Genomic DNA, 15,942 nt, shown 5'->3' with positions numbered 1-15,942 from the left:
GGGCGCGGCAGGCCATCCCGGCGGAAGCGGGCGGGGGGCCGGAGGTACGGCGGCCACACGTGCTGGTGGCGGACGACGACCCTGTCTCCCGCAAGCTTGCGCAGCTGCATCTGGCGCCCTTTCGCTTCGACGTGACGTTGGTGGCGGACGGCGCTACGGCGCTGGACCTGGCGCGGCGCCGCGGTCCGGACGTGGTGCTGGCGGACGCGCTGATGCCGGGCATGGACGGCTTCAAGCTGTGCCTGGGGCTGCGGCAGGACCCGCGGCTGGCCCGGGTGCCCGTCATCCTCACGCACACCGTGGCGCCCGACGAGCTGGACCTGCGCATGGCCCACAACGTGGGGGCCAACCGCTTCGTGCGCAGGACGCAGGAGGGGGACGAATTGGTGGGCGCGCTCTTGCGCGAGCTGCGCGCCGGTGGGCCGGCCCACACGTCTCCGCCCGTGGACCTGAGCACCGAGGACCACCTGTACCGGATGGTGCGCCAGCTGGAGCGGCGGGTGGGGCTGCTGGAGCAGGCCGAGCGCACCGCCCGGGAGAGCGAGGCGCGCTACCGGCTGGTGGTGAGCGGCTCCTACGACGGCATCTGGGACTGGGACCTGCGCGGCCAGGCCTTCTACTGGAGCCCGCCGCTGCTGGACATGCTGGGCCTGGGGCAAGGGGACTTCGGCGGGACGTTCTCCGCCTTCCTGGAGTTGATTCACCCGGACGACCGGCCGGACGTCATGGCCGCGCTGTCCGCGCACCTGGAGCGGGGCACGCCCTATGACGTGACGCTGCGGCTGCGGCACGTCACGGGCACCTGGCGCTCGTGCGTGAGCCGCGGCCGGGCGCTGCGGGACGCGCAGGGCCGCCCGGTGCGGATGGCCGGCATCATTGGCGACGTGACGGAGCAGCTGCGCCTCTACCGCGAGACGCAGGAGGCGGTGCGCGCGCGTGACGACTTCCTCAGCGTGGCGGCCCACGAGCTGCGCACCCCGCTGGCGGCGCTGCGGCTGCGCGTGCAGGGTGCCCAGGGCGTGCTGCGCGCGGGCCTGGGCGGCGGGCCTGGGCGGCTGGAGCGCGCGCTGGATTCGGCGGACCGGCAGGTGCAGCGCCTGGCGGACCTGGTGGAGTCGCTGCTGGACGTGTCGCAGCTCCAGGGCGGCGCGCCCCGGCTGCACCTGGAGGACGTGGATCTGGCGCTGGTGGTGCGCGAGGCGGTGGTCCGTTCGGAGGAGGCGGCGGCGCGCGCGGGCTGTCTGCTGGTGCTCAGCCCGCTGGAGCCCACGCCGGGGCGGTGGGACGCGGCGCGCCTGTCCCAGGTGATGACGCACCTGCTGTCCAACGCGATGAAGTTCGGGCCGGGCAAGCCGGTGGAGGTGGGGCTGGAGTCCGGACAGGACGTGGCGACGCTGATGGTGAAGGACCACGGCATCGGCATCGCGCCCGGGCGGCTGGAGAGCCTCTTCCGCCGCTTCGAGCGCGCCGTGCCGGTGCGGCACTACGGCGGGCTGGGCCTGGGCCTGTACCGGCTGCGCCGCATCGTGGAGGCGCATGGGGGCGGCGTGTCCGTGGACAGCGCGCCCGGAGAGGGCGCCACGTTCCGCGTCCGCCTGCCGCGCGAGCGGCCGCCCGTGGTGAGGGACTGACGGCGTGTCCCTCGCCGCGGCCGTTACCCAGGTGGCAGGCCAGGCAGGAGACGGGCGGGCGGGCGTCCAGGCCGGCGGCTTCCACACTGCGGGCGGGTTGAGACTGATACCGAGTGTCCCAGGCGGGGCACGTCGATGTTGTGGACTGTCTGCCAGTGTGCGCTGCAGCGGCCACGGGTCCGACCATGTCTTTCAACTTCGAGGAATCGCTCTAGGTTCGGTGGCCGTTTCCAGGGGACGCCATGGCAGAGGTGCTCGTCGTTGATGACAGCAAGGTGATGCGCGACATGGTGGTCGCGTGCCTGCGGCCCTATCCGGGCCTTACCTTCACGCACGCTTCCAGTGGCTTGGAGGCCATCGAGCGGTTGTCGCTCCAGCCGTATGACTTGTTGGTGTTGGACCTGAACATGCCGGACATCGGCGGCATCGAGGTGGTGGAGTTCGTGCGGGGGCAGGACCGGCTGCGCGAGCTGCCCATCATCATCGTCACCACGCGTGGTGACGATGCCTCGCGGACGCGGGCGTTGGCGGCGGGGGCCAGTCGCTTCATGACGAAGCCCTTCACACCGGACGCCATCTTGTCGGAGGCGCGTGGGTTGCTGGAGGGGAGGCGCGCTTGAGCGCGTCCGTGGACCTCGCGGACTTCCTCCCCGCCTATCTGGCGGAGACGGAGGAGTTGCTGGGGACGGGGCACCGTCAGTTGCTGGCCATGGAGGCCGGCATCCGGCGGGGGCAGCCGCACCCGCGCGCCGTGCGCGAGCTCTTCCGCGCCGTGCACACCATCAAGGGCCTGTCCGCCATGGTGGACGTGGAGCCCATCGTCGACATCGCGCATTGGATGGAGACGTGCCTGCGCCACGCCGACCGCGCCGGGGGGCGCCTGCCCGAGGCCAGCGTGGAGCCGCTGATGGAGGGGCTGCGCGAAATCGAGCAGCGCGTCCGCCAGCTCGCCGCGGGCAAGCAGGCCGCGCCGGTGCCTCCGGGGCTGCTGGCGCGGCTGGAGGCGCTGGATGCCGACAGCGCTCCGGGTGGGGGCGCCGCGAAGCCCGCGCCCGCCGCGCTGATGCTGGAGGAGGCCGTGGCCTCCCGGCTCTCCGCCGCGGAGCGGGAGCAGCTCGCCACGGGCGTCACCGATGGCCGCCGCGCGGTGCGGCTGGACTTCATCCCTGGCGCGGACCGCGCCGCCCATGGCGTCACCATCAACAGCGTGCGTGAGCGCGTGGCCCCGCTGGGCGAGACGGTGAGGGTGCTGCCCTTGTCGGGGGCCGCCGTGGGCGGCGGGGCGCTCACGTTCGTGCTGCTGCTGCTCACCGAGGCCTCGGACGCCGCGCTGCTGGAGGCCGCGGGGGGGCCGCCCGCGTCGGTGCGCCCGCTGGCCGCCGAGGCCCCGCGGGCGCCCGCCCTGGCGCCCCTGCCCGAGTCGGCGCTGATGGAAGAGGAGCCCGAGGAGGCGCGGCGTGGCGGCGGCTCCCTGCGGGTGGACGTGTCCCGGCTGGACGAGGCGCTGGAGCGGCTGGCGGCGCTCGTCGTCAACCGTTCGCGGCTGACCCGCGCGGTGGCGGCGCTGACGGCGGCCGGCGCGCCCACGCGCGAGCTGCAGGCCATCCTCCAGGAGAACGCGCGCCAGCTTCGCGACATGCGCACGGCCATCCTCCGCCTGCGCATGGTGCGGGTGGGGGACGTGCTGGAGCGGCTGCCGCTGCTGGTGCGCGGCCTGCGCCGCAGCACGGGCAAGTCGGTGCGGCTGGAGCTGGACGTGGGCGACGCGGAGCTGGACAAGGCCGTGGCGGACCGGCTGCTGCCCGCGCTGGTGCACCTGGTGCGCAACGCGGTGGACCACGCGCTGGAGTCGCCGGAGGCGCGCCGCGCCGCGGGCAAGCCGGAAGAGGGCGTGCTGCGCGTGGCCAGTCATGGCCGGGCGGGGGGGCTGCTGGACCTCACCGTGGCGGATGACGGGCGCGGCGTGGATGCGCGGGCGGTGGCCGCGCGCGCGGGCGTGCCAGTGCCCGCGACGCCGGACGCGCTGCTGGAGGTGCTCTGCCGGCCCGGCTTCTCCACCCGGGATGCCGCCAACGCGACCAGCGGGCGGGGCATGGGCATGGACATCGTCCACCGCATCATCGTGGACCAGCTGGGCGGCGAGCTGGGGATGGAGACGCGGCCCGGCGCCGGCACCACCTTCCGGCTCCGCGTGCCGCTCACCATTACGCTGCTGGACGCGCTCGTCTTCGAATGCGCCGGGCTTCGCTACGCCGTGGCGGTGGGCTCCGTGGAGGAGCTCATCGAGGTGGACGCCGCGCGGCGGGTGTGGCCCGCGGGAGCGGAGGGCGTGGCCTTGCTGGAGCGCCGGGGGAGCTCGGTGCCGCTGCTGGGGCTGGCGCGGCTGCTGGGGCGCGGGGAGGCGGACGGCCACGGCGGCGACTCGGCGGCCAAGGCGCTCCTCGTGCGTCAGCGCGGTGAGCTCGTCGCGTTCGGCGTGGACCGGTTGGTGGGGCAGCAGGAAATCGTCCTGCGTCCGCTGGAGGACCCCTTGGTGCGCGTGCCCGGCGTGGTGGGCGCCACGGACCTGGGGGATGGGCAGCCCACGCTGGTGCTGGACCTGGCCGCGCTCGGGCTGGCGCGAGGTGGCGGCGCGCCGCACCAGCGCAGGGCTTCCGCCCAGGAAGAGAGGCGCCTCGCATGAGCGTGCTGCATGTCGTGTTCAAGGTGGATGGAGCCGAGTACGTGCTGCCCGCGGCGGACGTGCTCCAGATGGAGTCCTTCGCGGGGGCCACGCCCGTGCCGGGCGCCGCGCCGCACGTCGCCGGGTTGGTGCAGGTGCGCGGGCGTGTCATCCCGGTGGTGGACGCCCGCCTGCGCTTCGGCCTGCCGCCCGTGGAGCGCACGCTCGACTCCCGGGTGGTGGTGGCGCAGCTCGGCGGCCGGGTCGTGGGGTTGGTGGTGGACAGCGCCCGCGAGGTGCTGAAGCTGGACCTCCAGCAGCTCAAGCCGCCCCCTCCGCTGGTCGTGGAGGGAGCGCGCGGTTTCGTGAAGGCCGTGGCCCAGGTGGGGCCGCGCCTGGTGATGCTCATCGATTTTCCCCGGGTCATCGGGGAGGAGACGTTGGATGGCGACGGAGAGCGGTAACGCAGGGGTGACGCTGGATGCGGCCCGGGCCCTGGCCGGGGAGGCGGTGCGCAGTGTCCAGGAGAGCACGGAGCTGGTGCGGGCCGTGGAGGGGCTGGCGACGCGGCTGGCGGCCGGCGGCAACGAGCAGGCCGCGGCCTCCGAGCAGGTGCGCGCCGCCATCGAATCCGTGGCCGCGCACGTGGAGGAGACGGGGCAGTCCGTCCATGAGCTGGTGCGCTCGCAGCGCACGGTGAGCGACTCCGCGCGGGCCCAGGTGAAGGAGGCCGAGGCCACCGCGGGCACCCTCCAGGAGGTGAACTCCTCCGTGGCGGGCGTGCGCAAGGACGCCGCGCACCTGGCGGCCTCGGCGGACGCCACGGCGGGGGCGCTGGAGGAGGTGTCGCGCTCGGTGAAGGGCGTGAGCGCCAACGCGGAGGAGCTGGCTGCCTCCAGCGAGGAGCTGCTGGCCTCCATGACGGAGATGAACGCCACCGTGGCGGACCTGGTGTCGCGCAACCAGGCCAGCGCCGCCGCCACCGAACAGGTGGCCGCCACCGCCGAGGAGATGGCCAAGGGCATTGCCCGGCTGTCCACGGATTCGCAGGGCGTGGGCGAGCGCGTGGCGCAGGTGACGCAGGCGGTGACGGGAGTGGTCCGCTCCCTGGGCGAGGCGTCCCGGGACGCCACGGCCATGGCCTCCAGCGTGGAGGATACGGCGGCCACGGTGGAGGAGCTGGCGCGCAGCGTGAAGGGCGTGGCGGAGAACGCCCGGACGCTGGAGACCCACTCCGCCAGCACCGCGTCCAGCGTGGAGGAGGTGGCCGCCAGCGTGGAGGAGGTGGCCGCCACGGCGGAGAAGAACGCGGCGACGGTGGAGGCCAACGCGGCCACCATCGAGCAGCTCGCCCGCTCCGCGCAGGCGGTGGCGAAGGCCTCCGAGCAAATCAACACCCTGGCGGCTGGCAGCGCCGCCGCCTCCGCGCAGCTGGAGTCGTCCACGCGGCGGGTGGCGCAGATGATGGAGGAGGCGCGCACCACCGCCGAGCGCGTGGGGGCCACCGCGCGGGAGGGGGGCGCCACGGTGACGCGCTCCATCGCCGGCTTCGGCCGCATCCGCGAGTCCATTGTCGGGTCGGCCGGGGTGATGAAGGAGATGGGCCGGCGCGCCGAGGAGATTGGCGACATCGTGCAGACCATCAACCTCATCGCGGACCGCACGAACCTCTTGTCCCTCAACGCCAGCATCGAGGCGGCGCGCGCCGGTGAGCACGGCCGGGGCTTCGCGGTGGTGGCGGAGGAGATTCGCGCGCTGGCGGACCGCGCGGCGGCGGCCAGCGCGGACGTGGCGAAAATCGTCCGGGGCCTGCAGACGTCGGCGCGCGAGGCGGCCACCGCTTCGGGCGAAGGCGTGCGGGCGGCGGACGAGGGCGCGGCGCTGGCCGGGGACGCCGAGCGCGCGCTGTCCACCATCCTCAAGGGCGTGGAGGACCTGGGGAACAACGTCCGCGAGGTGTCGCGCGCCTCCGGCGAGCAGGTGCAGGCCACGCAGGCGCTGGTCCAGGGCACCGCGAAGGTGAGCGAGCAGGGGCGGGCCATCGCCTCATCCGCTTCGGAGCAGGCGCAGGCGTCCCAGTCGCTGGCGCAGGGCGGCGCGGAGATGCGGCGCATGTCGCGGCAGACGATGCAGGCCACCTCCGAACAGGCGCGCGCGCTGCGCGAGGTGGTGCGCTCCAACGGCCAGCTCGCGGAGGCGGCCCAGAAGGTGTCGCGCGCCGTGCAGGAGCAGGCGCTGGCGGCGGCGGACCTGGCCAAGGGCACCTCCCAGATGCGCCAGCTCGTCCAGGGCGTGAGCGTGGCGGTGACCACCCAGAGCCGTGACGTGGCGGGGGTGGGCACCCTGGCGCAGGAGGCGGCGGCGGCCACCCAGCGCACCCTGGTGGGGCTGGCCGAGCAGGCCACGGCCGCCCAGGAGGTGACGCGGGCCATGGAGGAGACGCGCAAGCAGGTGGCCCAGTCCTCGCGAGGCATGACGGAGCAGGCGCGCGCCCTCAAGCAGGGTGAGACGGCCAGCCGCCAGGTGGCGAAGCTGGCCGCGTCGGTGACGCGGGCCGCCGAGGAGCAGTCGAAGGCGCTCAGCGGGCTGGTGCGGGAGGCGGACGAGGTGCGGCGCGTGGCGCGGCAGACGTCGCGCGCGCTGGACGAACAGACCGAGGCGCTGGGGGCGCTCACGGGCTCCGCCAGCCGCCAGGCCACGGGCGTGGCCGTGGTGGCGCGCGCCAGCGCGGAGGCCACGTCGGTGATGGAGGGCCTGGCCAAGAGCGTGGAGGAGATTCGCGTCCGGGCCCGGGACATCACCACCGCCACCGCGCAGCAGTCGCGCGCGACGGCCACCACCGCCGCGGAGGTGCGGGAGGTTGCGGGCCGGCTGGCCCACCTCACGCGGCTGCAAGGCGCGCAGTCGGAGAGCCTGGCGAAGCTGCAGGGCGCGCTGGGCGGTGGGAAGGACAACCCAGAGGCCGCGGCGTCCTCGCCGCGGGAGCAGCGGGCATGACGGCCACATCCTCGACGTCGGTGCACCCGCTGACGCTGTCGGCGGAGGACCGCTCCCAGGTGGATGAGGTGGAGCAGCTCGCCCGGCGCGGCGCCTCCAGCCTGGCGCTGCTGGTGGGCGGGCTGGATGCCCAGAGCTGGGCGGTGCGGCGCGCCGTGGTGGGCGCCCTGGCGAAGCTGGGGACGCCCGCGGTGGCGTCGCTGCGCGACGTGCTGGTCCATCGCCGCGACAGCGAGGCGCGCCTGGCCGCGACGGTGGAGGCCTTGGTGGCCTCCACCGGAGACGTGGAGGGCGTGCTGGAGCCGCTGGGCGAGGACGCCAACCCCGCCCTCGTCTGTGACGTGGCCCAGGTGCTGGGCCGGCGCCGCGGCCGGCGGTCGGTGCCGCTCTTGTCCCGGCTCACCGTGCACGCGGACGACAACGTGGCGGTGGCGGCCATCGAGGCGCTGGGCCGCGTGGGCGGCGGCGCGGCGGTGGACGCGCTGCTGGCGGCGCTGGGCAGCGGGAACTTCTTCCGCATCTTCCCCGCCATCGACGTGCTGGGCCGGTGCGGGGACCCGGTGGTGGTGCCCGCGCTGCTGGGCCTGCTCGCGGACCCCTTCTACACCCTGGAGGTGGCGCGCGCGCTGGGGCGCACGGGCCAGGAGGCCGCGGTGCCCGCGCTGGTGGGGCTGCTGCGCCGGGGCAATGACTCGGCGGTGCGCGCGGCGGCCGTGGCGCTGGTGGACATCCACGAGGCCCAGGTGCAGCGCTTCGGGGGCTCGCGCACCGTGCAAGCCGCGATGCGGGGCCCGGAGTCGGCCGTACTGGGGCGGCGGCTGTCGCAGGGCGTGACGAGCGCGGACACGACGGAGAAGACGGCCCTCGCGCGCCTGCTGGGCTGGGTGGGCGGGCTGGACGCCGCGTCCGGGCTGCTGCGGCTCCTGGACGGGCCGGACCCGTCCGTGGCGCGCGCGGCTGCCAGCGCGCTGTCGGAGCTGGGCGCGGACGCGGACGCCCAGATTCTCCAGGCGCTGCGCGAGGGCGACAGCGCCCGGCGCCGCGTGCTGCTGCCGCTGGTGGGCCGCAGGACCGCGGCGGTGCCGGACGTCATGTCGTGTCTGGAAGACCGGGACGCGTCGGTGCGCGCGCTGGCGGCGGACACGCTGTCCCGCATTGGCAGCCCGGCCGCGGTGCCGGCCCTGTTCGAGCGGCTGGTGGATGAGGACCTGCGCGTGGTGCAGGCCGCGGTGGGCGCCATCCAGTCCCTGGGGAGCGACGCCACGGAGAAGCTGGCGCTGCAGGCGGCCCATTCACCCGATTCGCGCCTGCGCCGCGCGGCGCTGCGCATCATCTCCTACTTCGGTTATTCGAAGGGGCTGGACGTGCTGCTCCAGGCCATGAGGGACTCGGACGAGCGCCTGCGCGACGCGGCCATCTACGGCCTGCCCTTCATCGAGGACCCTCGCGCGGTGGACGCGCTGCTGACGGCCGCCGACCATGAGTCGGAGCGCACGCGCGCGGCGGCGATGCGCGCGTTGGGGCAGACGGAGAAGGAGGCGCGCATCACCTCCACGCTGCTGCGGGGGCTCAATGACCGCGACCCGTGGGTGCGCTACTACGCGTGCCAGGCGCTGGGGAAGTTGAACGAAGAGGCCGCCGCGGACGCCATCGTCGCGCTCGCGGACGACGCCGCGGGCCAGGTGCGCGTGGCGGTGGTGGACGCGCTGGCGCACATGCACACGGAGAGCGCGATGACGGCGCTCCAGCGCGCGGCGGTCAGCGCGGACGCGGACGTGCGGCGCGCCGCCCTGCTGGGGCTGGGCGTGGGCCGGCGTCCGGACGCGCTGCCCGTGCTGCTGGAGGCGGCGAAGTCGGAGGACGCCGCCACCCGGCTCGTCGCGCTGTCCGCGGTGGCGGAGTACGAAGCACCGGAGACGCTGCCCGCGCTGCTGCACGCCGCGGGTGACGGCGATGACAGCGTGCGCAGCGCCGCGGTGGGCTTCATCGCCACGCGCCCCGGCGTGCCAGCCACGCAGGCCCTGGTGTCGCTGCTGGGGGACATGACGCTGCGCGAGCGGGTGGTGAGCGCGCTGGCGCTGCCCCTGGAGGGGCGGTTGCCGGGGCTGCTGGCCGCGCTGGAGGCGGCGGACGAGCTCACCGCGCCACTGCTGGTGGCGGCGCTGGCCCGCATGCGCCGCTCGGACGCGCAAGCCGCGCTCCTGCAGTTGCTGGGCTCCGCCAGTCCCGCGGGCCGGCGCGCCGCGGTGCCGGCGGTGGCGGCGCTGGGGACGTTGGAGGCCCGGGAGGCGCTGGAGCGCGCCTCCACGCAGGACGAGGACCCCGAGGTCCGGCGGGCCTGCCGGCTGGTGCTGAGCCGCTGACGCCACCGCCATGTTCTCACTGCCCATGTCTCCCCAGGTGTTCGCCATCCTGGCCGCGCTCATCGAGCAGCGCGCAGGGCTGCACTACGGCCCCGAGGACCGGGAGCTGCTCGCCGACAAGGTGGCCCCGCGCGCGCTGGACGCGGGCTTCGACTCGCTGCTCGACTACTACTATTTCCTCCGCTACGACCCGGCGGGCTCCGAGGCGCTGGACGCGCTGGTGGACTCGCTGCTGGTCCACGAGACGTACTTCTTCCGGGAGGCCCTGCCGCTGCGGGTGCTGGCCGAGGACCTGCTGGTGCCCGCCGTGCGCGCCGGACGGCGGCCCCGGGTGTGGAGCGCGGCCTGCTCCACCGGAGAGGAGCCCCTCACGCTGGCGATGATGCTCGCGGAGATGGGCGTGCTCGACGGGGTGGAGCTGCTGGCCAGCGACCTGAGCGCCCGCGCGCTGGAGCGGGCCCGCGCCGGGGAGCACAACCTGCGCTCCCTGCGCGCGCTGCCTCCGGGCGTGGAGGGCCGGTGGCTGGAGACGCGCGAGGGGCGCCCGCGCGTGCGGCCGGAGTTGGTGGCCGCCGTGGACTGGCGGCGCGTCAACCTGATGGATGCCGGCGCGGTGGCGCGGCTGGGCGCCTTCGACGCCATCCTCTGCCGCAACGTCCTCATCTACTTCCAGGACTCCACCGCGCGCGGCGTGGTGGAGTCCCTGACGCGCGCGCTCGCGCCCGGGGGGCACCTGCTGGTGGGGACCTCCGAATCCCTGATGCGCTTCGGCACCGCGCTCGACTGCGAGGAGCGGCGCGGCGCCTTCTTCTATACCAAGGCGAGGCCATGACGGCGGTGTCTCCCATTCGCGTGTTGGTGGTGGATGACTCCGCCTTCGCCCGCAAGGTGCTGCGGCAGGTGCTCTCCAGCGCGGAGGGCCTGGAGGTGGTGGGCGTCGCGCGCGACGGCCTGGACGCGCTGGAGAAGGTGGCCGAGCTCTCTCCCGACGTGCTCACGCTGGACCTGGTGATGCCGGGCCTGGACGGGCTGGGCGTGCTGCGCGCGCTCACCACCAGCGCCGCCGCGCCCCGCGTGGTGGTGGTGAGCAGCGCGGGCGAGGAGAGCGAGCTGGCGGTGGCCGCGCTCCAGGCCGGCGCGGTGGAGCTGGTGAACAAGCCCACCGCGCTCGCCACCGAGCGGCTGTATGAGCTGGGCGGCGAGCTGGTGGCGAAGGTCCGCACGGCCGCGGGCGCGGTGGCGCGCGCGCCGCGGGAGCCGGCACCGTCGCCGGAGCCCGCCGCCGCGCCGGTGGCTCGCGTTGCCGCGAAGAGCCTGGTCGTGGTGGGCACCTCCACCGGCGGCCCGCAGGCGCTCACCCGGCTGCTGTCCGAGCTGCCCGTGGACTTCCCCGCGCCGCTGGCGCTCGCGCTCCACATCCCCACGGGCTACACGGAGGCGGTGGCCCGGCGCCTGGACGCGCACTGCGCGCTGGAGGTGCTGGAGGCGGTGGATGGGCTGGAGCTGCGGCCCGGCCGCGTGGTGCTGGCGCGCTCCGGGCAGCACCTCAGGCTGGAGCGCCATGGACCGGTGACGCTCGCGCGGTTGGACCTGCAGCCGCTGCGCGCGCCGCACCACCCCAGCGTGGACGTCCTCTTCGAAAGCGCCGCGCGGAGCTGGGGCTCGGACGTGGTGGGCCTGGTGCTCACCGGCATGGGCGACGACGGCGTCGCGGGCGCCCGGGCCATCCGCGAGGCCGGGGGCACCGTCCTCACGGAGAGCGAGTCCTCCTGTGTGGTGTATGGCATGCCACGCGCCGTGAAGGAGGCCGGGCTGTCGACCGCCAGCGCTCCGCTGGAGGGAATGTTGGCGCTGCTGCGGCGCCACGTGCGCTGACGTCCACCTGTGTTCGAATCCAGGGGGAGTGGATGGCCGTGGGGCGCCGGCTGGGTCAGGATGGCCGGCATGCTCCGTTACGCCGCTGACCGCCGGACGATGCTGTGGTGTCTGGCCATGCCCGTGGTGGCCCTGTCGATGTACGTGGCGCCCGGATGGATTCCCTATCTCTGCCCACTGGCGTGCTACCTGGCGCTGTCGGCGGGCGTCATCGCGCACAACCACAACCACTGCCCCACCTTCCGCAACCGGAAGCTGAACGAGGCCATGGGCATGTGGCTGTCGCTCTTCTACGGATACCCCACCTTCGTCTGGATTCCGACGCACAACCTCAACCACCATAAGTTCGTGAACAAGGCGGGCGACGCCACCATCACCTGGCGCTACTCGAAGAAGCACAACTTCCTGGTGGCCTTCCTCTTCCCCTTCGTCTCCACGTACTGGCAGCAGGAGCCGACGAAGGCGTTCATCGACAAGGCGCGCGCGCGCAACCGCCCGCTGTACCGCCAGATTCTCACCCAGTACGCCGTCTGGGGCGGCACGCACGCGGCGCTGCTGGGGCTGGCCATGGCGATGCACGGCGTGGCCGGCGGCGCGCGCATCTGGGCATTCGCCTTCCTGGTGCCCGCGCTCTTCTCGCTGTGGACCATCATGTTCTTCAACTACATCCAGCACGTCCACACGGACCCCTGGAGCGAGCACGACCACAGCCGCAGCTTCACCGGCCGCCTCATCAACTTCTTCCTCTTCAACAACGGCCTCCACGCCGTGCACCATGAGACGCCGGGCCTGCACTGGAGCCTGCTGCCCGAGGCCCACGCGAAAATCCAGACCGCCATCGCGCCGGCCCTCAAGCCGGTGAGCTTCTTCGGCTGGTGCTTCCGCTCGTACGTGGTGGCGCCCTTCCTGCCCCGCTTCGGCACGGCGCAGGTGGGGCGCGCGCCCTACGAGCCCCCTGAGGGTGTCGCGCTGGACGTGCGCTTCGGGGACGACCTGCAGGCCGTTGACTCGGGCGTCAACGTCGCCCGCGTCTGACGCCGCTTCGTGCCGCCGCGGACACCGCCCGGGGCCCCGGTCGGTGGCCTCTGTCCTTTATTCCCCATCTGTCCACGGAATCTGACCCAGGGGGATTTTCGTCGAGTGGCCGTTTCTCATACTTCGAAGTCGTAGGGTGAGAAGCGCGGTGGGGCGGGCCGGGGGGGATGAAGACCAGGGAGGCTCCGCATGATGACGGCTCCAGGACGCGTGCGTCCTTCACCAGGGCGGGTGGAAGCAACGCCGCGGGTGCTGTGCGTGGGGGCCACGAGCGAATCCTGGTTGGCGCTGTCACGGGCCCTGCGTCCGTTGCGCTGCGTGTCCTCGCAGGTGCCTTCCCTGGAGTCCGCCTTCCTGGAGGTGCAGCACACGCGGCCTTCCCTGGTGCTGGTGCACTGGCGGCAGCTGGTGGCCGGCGCGGGGATGGGCCTGCGCGCGCTGAAGCTGCGCCTGGGGTTGGACGGTCCGCCGGTGGTGCTGGTGGCGGAGCCGGAGACGCCCGCCGAGGTGCTCGAGGTGGGCGACGCGGAGGGCGTCGAGGACTGCCTGCTGTCGCCCCTGCGGACGCACGAGCTGCGCGCGCGGTTGGCGCTGCTGGCGGGCGAAGGCGTCCCGGCCGCGCAGGTGCGCGCGTCCCGCGCCCGTTCGCGCCTGCTGCTGCTGGCCGGCGCCAGTGGCCCCCTGGCGTGGAGCGGGCTGGGCGCCCTGCTGGAGGCGTGTGGCCATCGCATCCTCTACAGCGCCACCGTGGGCGGCGGCGCCGCGCGGGTGGCCGAACACGGCGAGCGGCCCGACCTGGTGTTGTCGCGGGAGGGCGCGCCAGGCATGCCGCGGGGCCTGCCCTCCTCGCGGATACAGCCGCTGCTGGCCGGGGTGCCGTCGCTCACGCTGGACGCGGCCGCGCCGGTGCGTCCGGCCTCGCTGCTGTCCCGTATCCACGCGCTGCTGGGGCGGGAGGAGGCCTCGCTGCGCGCCGAGGCGCGGGTGCGCTTCTGCTGTCCGGTGTCCTTCGGCGAAGCGGGGCCGCGCGGCGCGGAGTGGCGCTCCGGTGTGTCCAGCGCGCTGAGCCCCGGCGGCCTCCTGGTGCGCACGCTGGTGCCGGCGAAGGCGGGGACGGCGGTGGCGCTGCACATCCTGCTGCCCACCCTGGGTGAGCGCCTGGAGACGCACGGCGTGGTGGCCTGGGCCCACGCCTACGCGCCTCGTGGCGGCGTGTCCCACCCCTATGGCATGGGGGTGCGCTTCCTGGGCATGGGCCCACCGCGCCTCATGCAGTTGCGCCAGCTGTGCCAGGCGGAGGTGCGCCCGTGACAGCGCCAGGCGCACCAAAGCGCAAGAAGGTCCTGCTGGTGGATGACTCGGACACCGTCCTGCTGCTCCAGCGGATGTTGCTGGCGGAGCTGGGGCACGACGCCATCGTCGCGCGGGACGGGCTGGAGGCGCTGGCGCGCGCGGAGCAGGAGCGGCCGGACCTGGTCTTCCTCGACGTGCTGATGCCGCACCTGGACGGACTGGAGACGTGCCGGGTGCTGCGCGGCCGGGAGCCGACGCGGCGCACGCCCATCATCCTCTGCAGCGCCAGCGCCGAGGCGCGCAGCGTGCGCGCGTGCTTCAACAGTGGCTGCAATGACTTCGTGGCCAAGCCCTTCGACGGCGCCGCGCTGGTGGCCCTGCTGCGGCGCTACCTGGACTAGTCGCGCGGACCGCCGGTGGGAGGCATGGGCGGCCGGGCCGGCATGGAGCGGCGCGGCAGCGTCACGGTGAAGGTGGTGCCCTCCAGTTCGTCGGAGCGGACCTCGATGGTGCCGCCGTGCGCCTGGATGATTTCCCGGACGATGAAGAGCCCCAGCCCATAGCTCATCTTCAGCGTGCGCGAGCTCTGCGGGCCGCCGCGGAAGGGCTCGAAGAGGTGGGGCAGCAGGTGGTCCGGGATGGGGCGGCCGGCGTTGTGCACCTCCAGCACCACCTGGGTGCGCAGCCCGTGCGCCGTCAGCCGCACTGGCGTCTCTGGCGGGCTGTACTTGAGCGCGTTCTCCACCAGGTTGGACGTCACCTGCGCCAGCCGGTCCGGGTCCCAGACGCCCTGGGTGTTGCCCTTGTGGTCCACCTGGACGGTGCGCTGGGGGAAGGCCACGCCGAACTCGTGGGCCACCTTGGCCGCCAAATCCTTCAGCTCCACCGGCCGGGGCTCAATGGCCACGCCGCCCATCAGCCGCGTGCGCGTGAAGTCCAGCAGCAGCCGGGTGAGCCGTTCGATGCGCACCGCCGCGGTGGCGATGCGCTGGCTGGTGCGCTGCGCGTCCTCGTCGGTGCCGCCCGCGGCGAGCACGCGCGACCAGTTCATGATGGCGCCCAGCGGGCTGCGGATGTCATGGGTGACGATGCCCATGAGCTGCTCCTGGAACTCGGAGTGCCGCCGGGCTTCCTCCTCCGCCCACTTGCGCTGGGTGATGTCGCGGCTGATGCCGAACAGGCCGAACACCTTGCCCTCGCCGTCACGCAGCACGCCCTTGGTGGACAGCCACACGCGCGGCCCCTCCACGCCCGGCTGCGCGTCCTCGTAGGTGACGGTGCGGCCGAAGGCGAACACCTCGCGGTCATTCGCCGCGTTGGTGCGCGCCACCGCCGGGTCGAACAGCTCCAGGTCCGTGCGCCCCACCACGTCCTCGGAGCGGTAGCCCACGGCCTTCGCGCCCGCCGCGTTCATCATCGTGAAGCGGCCGTCCAGGTCCTTCGTGTAGACGGCGTCCGTGGTGCCTTCCAGGATGGCGCGGAACACCTCGCCGTTGCGGCGCAGCGCCTCGCGCGTCTTGCGCTCCTCGGTGATGTCGCGGCAGTGCACCAGCAGGCCGCCCTCCACCGGGCGCACGCGCACGTCGAAGCACGTCTCCGCTTCCGGCCAGGCGTGCTCGTAGCGGACGGAGGGCTGCTCGGCCACGGGCTGTTCGAAGCGCAGGTGACGGCCCAGCTCCAGCAGCTCCGGGCACACCCGGCGCACGTCGTCCTGCAACCGCGCCGCGCCGCCGAGCAGCCGGGCCATGTCTGGATTCACGTACGCCAGACACCACCGCGCATCGAGCAGGAAGAAGGCGTCCGGGAGCGCCTCCAGCAGCGTCTGCAGCAGCTCGGGGGACGGTGCCTCGGCGGACGGCTCGGTCAGAGGACGCTGGCGCTTCTTGGCGGGGGTGGGGGGCATGCCTCTTCGGTTTCGGCGGTGGGGATGGAACCATACCCCGCTCTCCGCCCCGCGCGATGCCAGGCAGGCATCGGCACACCGCGCGTCACGCCCGTTGCCTGGAAGGGAGGCGACCGCCCCCTCCGGGGTGCACCCGTGACAGAGGAATGCGACCCGGGTGGATGCAACACGGGGTGAAACAAG

At 74.0% G+C, this 15,942-nt stretch carries 12 protein-coding genes; 11 read left to right on the top strand and 1 reads right to left on the bottom strand.

The window, feature by feature from the left end; genetic code table 11:
* From HV826_RS05365 to HV826_RS05315, 11 genes are all read left to right on the top strand, one after another.
* On the top strand, positions 1-1,631 hold a 1,631-nt coding region (locus tag HV826_RS05365; RefSeq protein ID WP_176415918.1), incomplete at its 5' end, for a hybrid sensor histidine kinase/response regulator.
* A 242-nt stretch (positions 1,632-1,873) separates the two neighbouring features.
* A complete protein-coding gene (locus HV826_RS05360; RefSeq protein WP_163785954.1) occupies positions 1,874-2,251 on the top strand; it encodes a response regulator in 378 nt (125 codons plus the stop codon).
* Positions 2,248-4,314 carry a chemotaxis protein CheA gene (locus tag HV826_RS05355; RefSeq protein WP_176415917.1) on the top strand — a complete coding sequence of 689 codons (2,067 nt, stop codon included), beginning with the start codon at positions 2,248-2,250 and terminating at the stop codon, positions 4,312-4,314. Before HV826_RS05360 ends, HV826_RS05355 begins: the two co-directional genes overlap by 4 nt.
* Positions 4,311-4,757: a chemotaxis protein CheW gene (locus tag HV826_RS05350; protein ID WP_176415916.1), complete on the top strand. Its 447-nt coding sequence runs from the start codon at positions 4,311-4,313 to the stop codon at positions 4,755-4,757. Before HV826_RS05355 ends, HV826_RS05350 begins: the two co-directional genes overlap by 4 nt.
* Positions 4,738-7,290 carry a methyl-accepting chemotaxis protein gene (locus tag HV826_RS05345; protein WP_176415915.1) on the top strand — a complete coding sequence of 851 codons (2,553 nt, stop codon included), beginning with the start codon at positions 4,738-4,740 and terminating at the stop codon, positions 7,288-7,290. The genes HV826_RS05350 and HV826_RS05345 overlap by 20 nt, the downstream gene beginning before the upstream one ends.
* The gene (locus HV826_RS05340; RefSeq protein WP_176415914.1) at positions 7,287-9,653 is read left to right on the top strand and encodes a HEAT repeat domain-containing protein; all 2,367 of its coding nucleotides are present in this window, start codon (positions 7,287-7,289) and stop codon (positions 9,651-9,653) included. Before HV826_RS05345 ends, HV826_RS05340 begins: the two co-directional genes overlap by 4 nt.
* A 10-nt stretch (positions 9,654-9,663) precedes the next feature.
* Positions 9,664-10,485, top strand: coding sequence for a protein-glutamate O-methyltransferase CheR (locus tag HV826_RS05335; protein ID WP_176415913.1), 822 nt, complete (start codon positions 9,664-9,666; stop codon positions 10,483-10,485).
* Positions 10,482-11,528 (top strand): chemotaxis-specific protein-glutamate methyltransferase CheB, encoded by a 1,047-nt coding sequence (gene cheB / locus HV826_RS05330; RefSeq protein WP_176415912.1) that lies wholly within the window; start codon positions 10,482-10,484, stop codon positions 11,526-11,528. The genes HV826_RS05335 and cheB overlap by 4 nt, the downstream gene beginning before the upstream one ends.
* A 60-nt stretch (positions 11,529-11,588) precedes the next feature.
* Positions 11,589-12,563 (top strand): fatty acid desaturase, encoded by a 975-nt coding sequence (locus HV826_RS05325; protein WP_176415911.1) that lies wholly within the window; start codon positions 11,589-11,591, stop codon positions 12,561-12,563.
* Between the two features lie 189 nt (positions 12,564-12,752).
* Positions 12,753-13,874, top strand: a complete 1,122-nt coding sequence (locus HV826_RS05320; protein ID WP_176415910.1) for a PilZ domain-containing protein — start codon at positions 12,753-12,755, stop codon at positions 13,872-13,874.
* A complete protein-coding gene (locus HV826_RS05315; protein ID WP_176415909.1) occupies positions 13,871-14,257 on the top strand; it encodes a response regulator in 387 nt (128 codons plus the stop codon). The genes HV826_RS05320 and HV826_RS05315 overlap by 4 nt, the downstream gene beginning before the upstream one ends.
* Here the strand turns inward: HV826_RS05315 and HV826_RS05310 are convergent.
* Positions 14,254-15,759, bottom strand: coding sequence for a PAS domain-containing sensor histidine kinase (locus HV826_RS05310; protein WP_176415908.1), 1,506 nt, complete (start codon positions 15,757-15,759; stop codon positions 14,254-14,256). The two genes, HV826_RS05315 and HV826_RS05310, sit on opposite strands and share 4 nt — an antisense overlap.
* Positions 15,760-15,942 lie beyond the last annotated feature (183 nt).

This window comes from Myxococcus sp. AM010 (genome assembly GCF_013372585.1).
Lineage (GTDB): Bacteria > Myxococcota > Myxococcia > Myxococcales > Myxococcaceae > Myxococcus > Myxococcus vastator.
This window is presented reverse-complemented; position numbering and strand designations above follow the sequence as displayed.

What these genes read in the sequence shown, in the direction of transcription:
- HV826_RS05360 (WP_163785954.1), top strand. Translation starts at nt 1,874, where the DNA reads ATGGCAGAGGTGCTCGTCGTTGATGACAGCAAGGTGATGCGCGACATG.
- HV826_RS05350 (WP_176415916.1), top strand. Translation starts at nt 4,311, where the DNA reads ATGAGCGTGCTGCATGTCGTGTTCAAGGTGGATGGAGCCGAGTACGTG.
- HV826_RS05345 (WP_176415915.1), top strand. Translation starts at nt 4,738, where the DNA reads ATGGCGACGGAGAGCGGTAACGCAGGGGTGACGCTGGATGCGGCCCGG.
- HV826_RS05340 (WP_176415914.1), top strand. Translation starts at nt 7,287, where the DNA reads ATGACGGCCACATCCTCGACGTCGGTGCACCCGCTGACGCTGTCGGCG.
- HV826_RS05335 (WP_176415913.1), top strand. Translation starts at nt 9,664, where the DNA reads ATGTTCTCACTGCCCATGTCTCCCCAGGTGTTCGCCATCCTGGCCGCG.
- cheB (WP_176415912.1), top strand. Translation starts at nt 10,482, where the DNA reads ATGACGGCGGTGTCTCCCATTCGCGTGTTGGTGGTGGATGACTCCGCC.
- HV826_RS05325 (WP_176415911.1), top strand. Translation starts at nt 11,589, where the DNA reads ATGGCCGGCATGCTCCGTTACGCCGCTGACCGCCGGACGATGCTGTGG.
- HV826_RS05320 (WP_176415910.1), top strand. Translation starts at nt 12,753, where the DNA reads ATGATGACGGCTCCAGGACGCGTGCGTCCTTCACCAGGGCGGGTGGAA.
- HV826_RS05310 (WP_176415908.1), bottom strand. Translation starts at nt 15,759, where the DNA reads ATGCCCCCCACCCCCGCCAAGAAGCGCCAGCGTCCTCTGACCGAGCCG.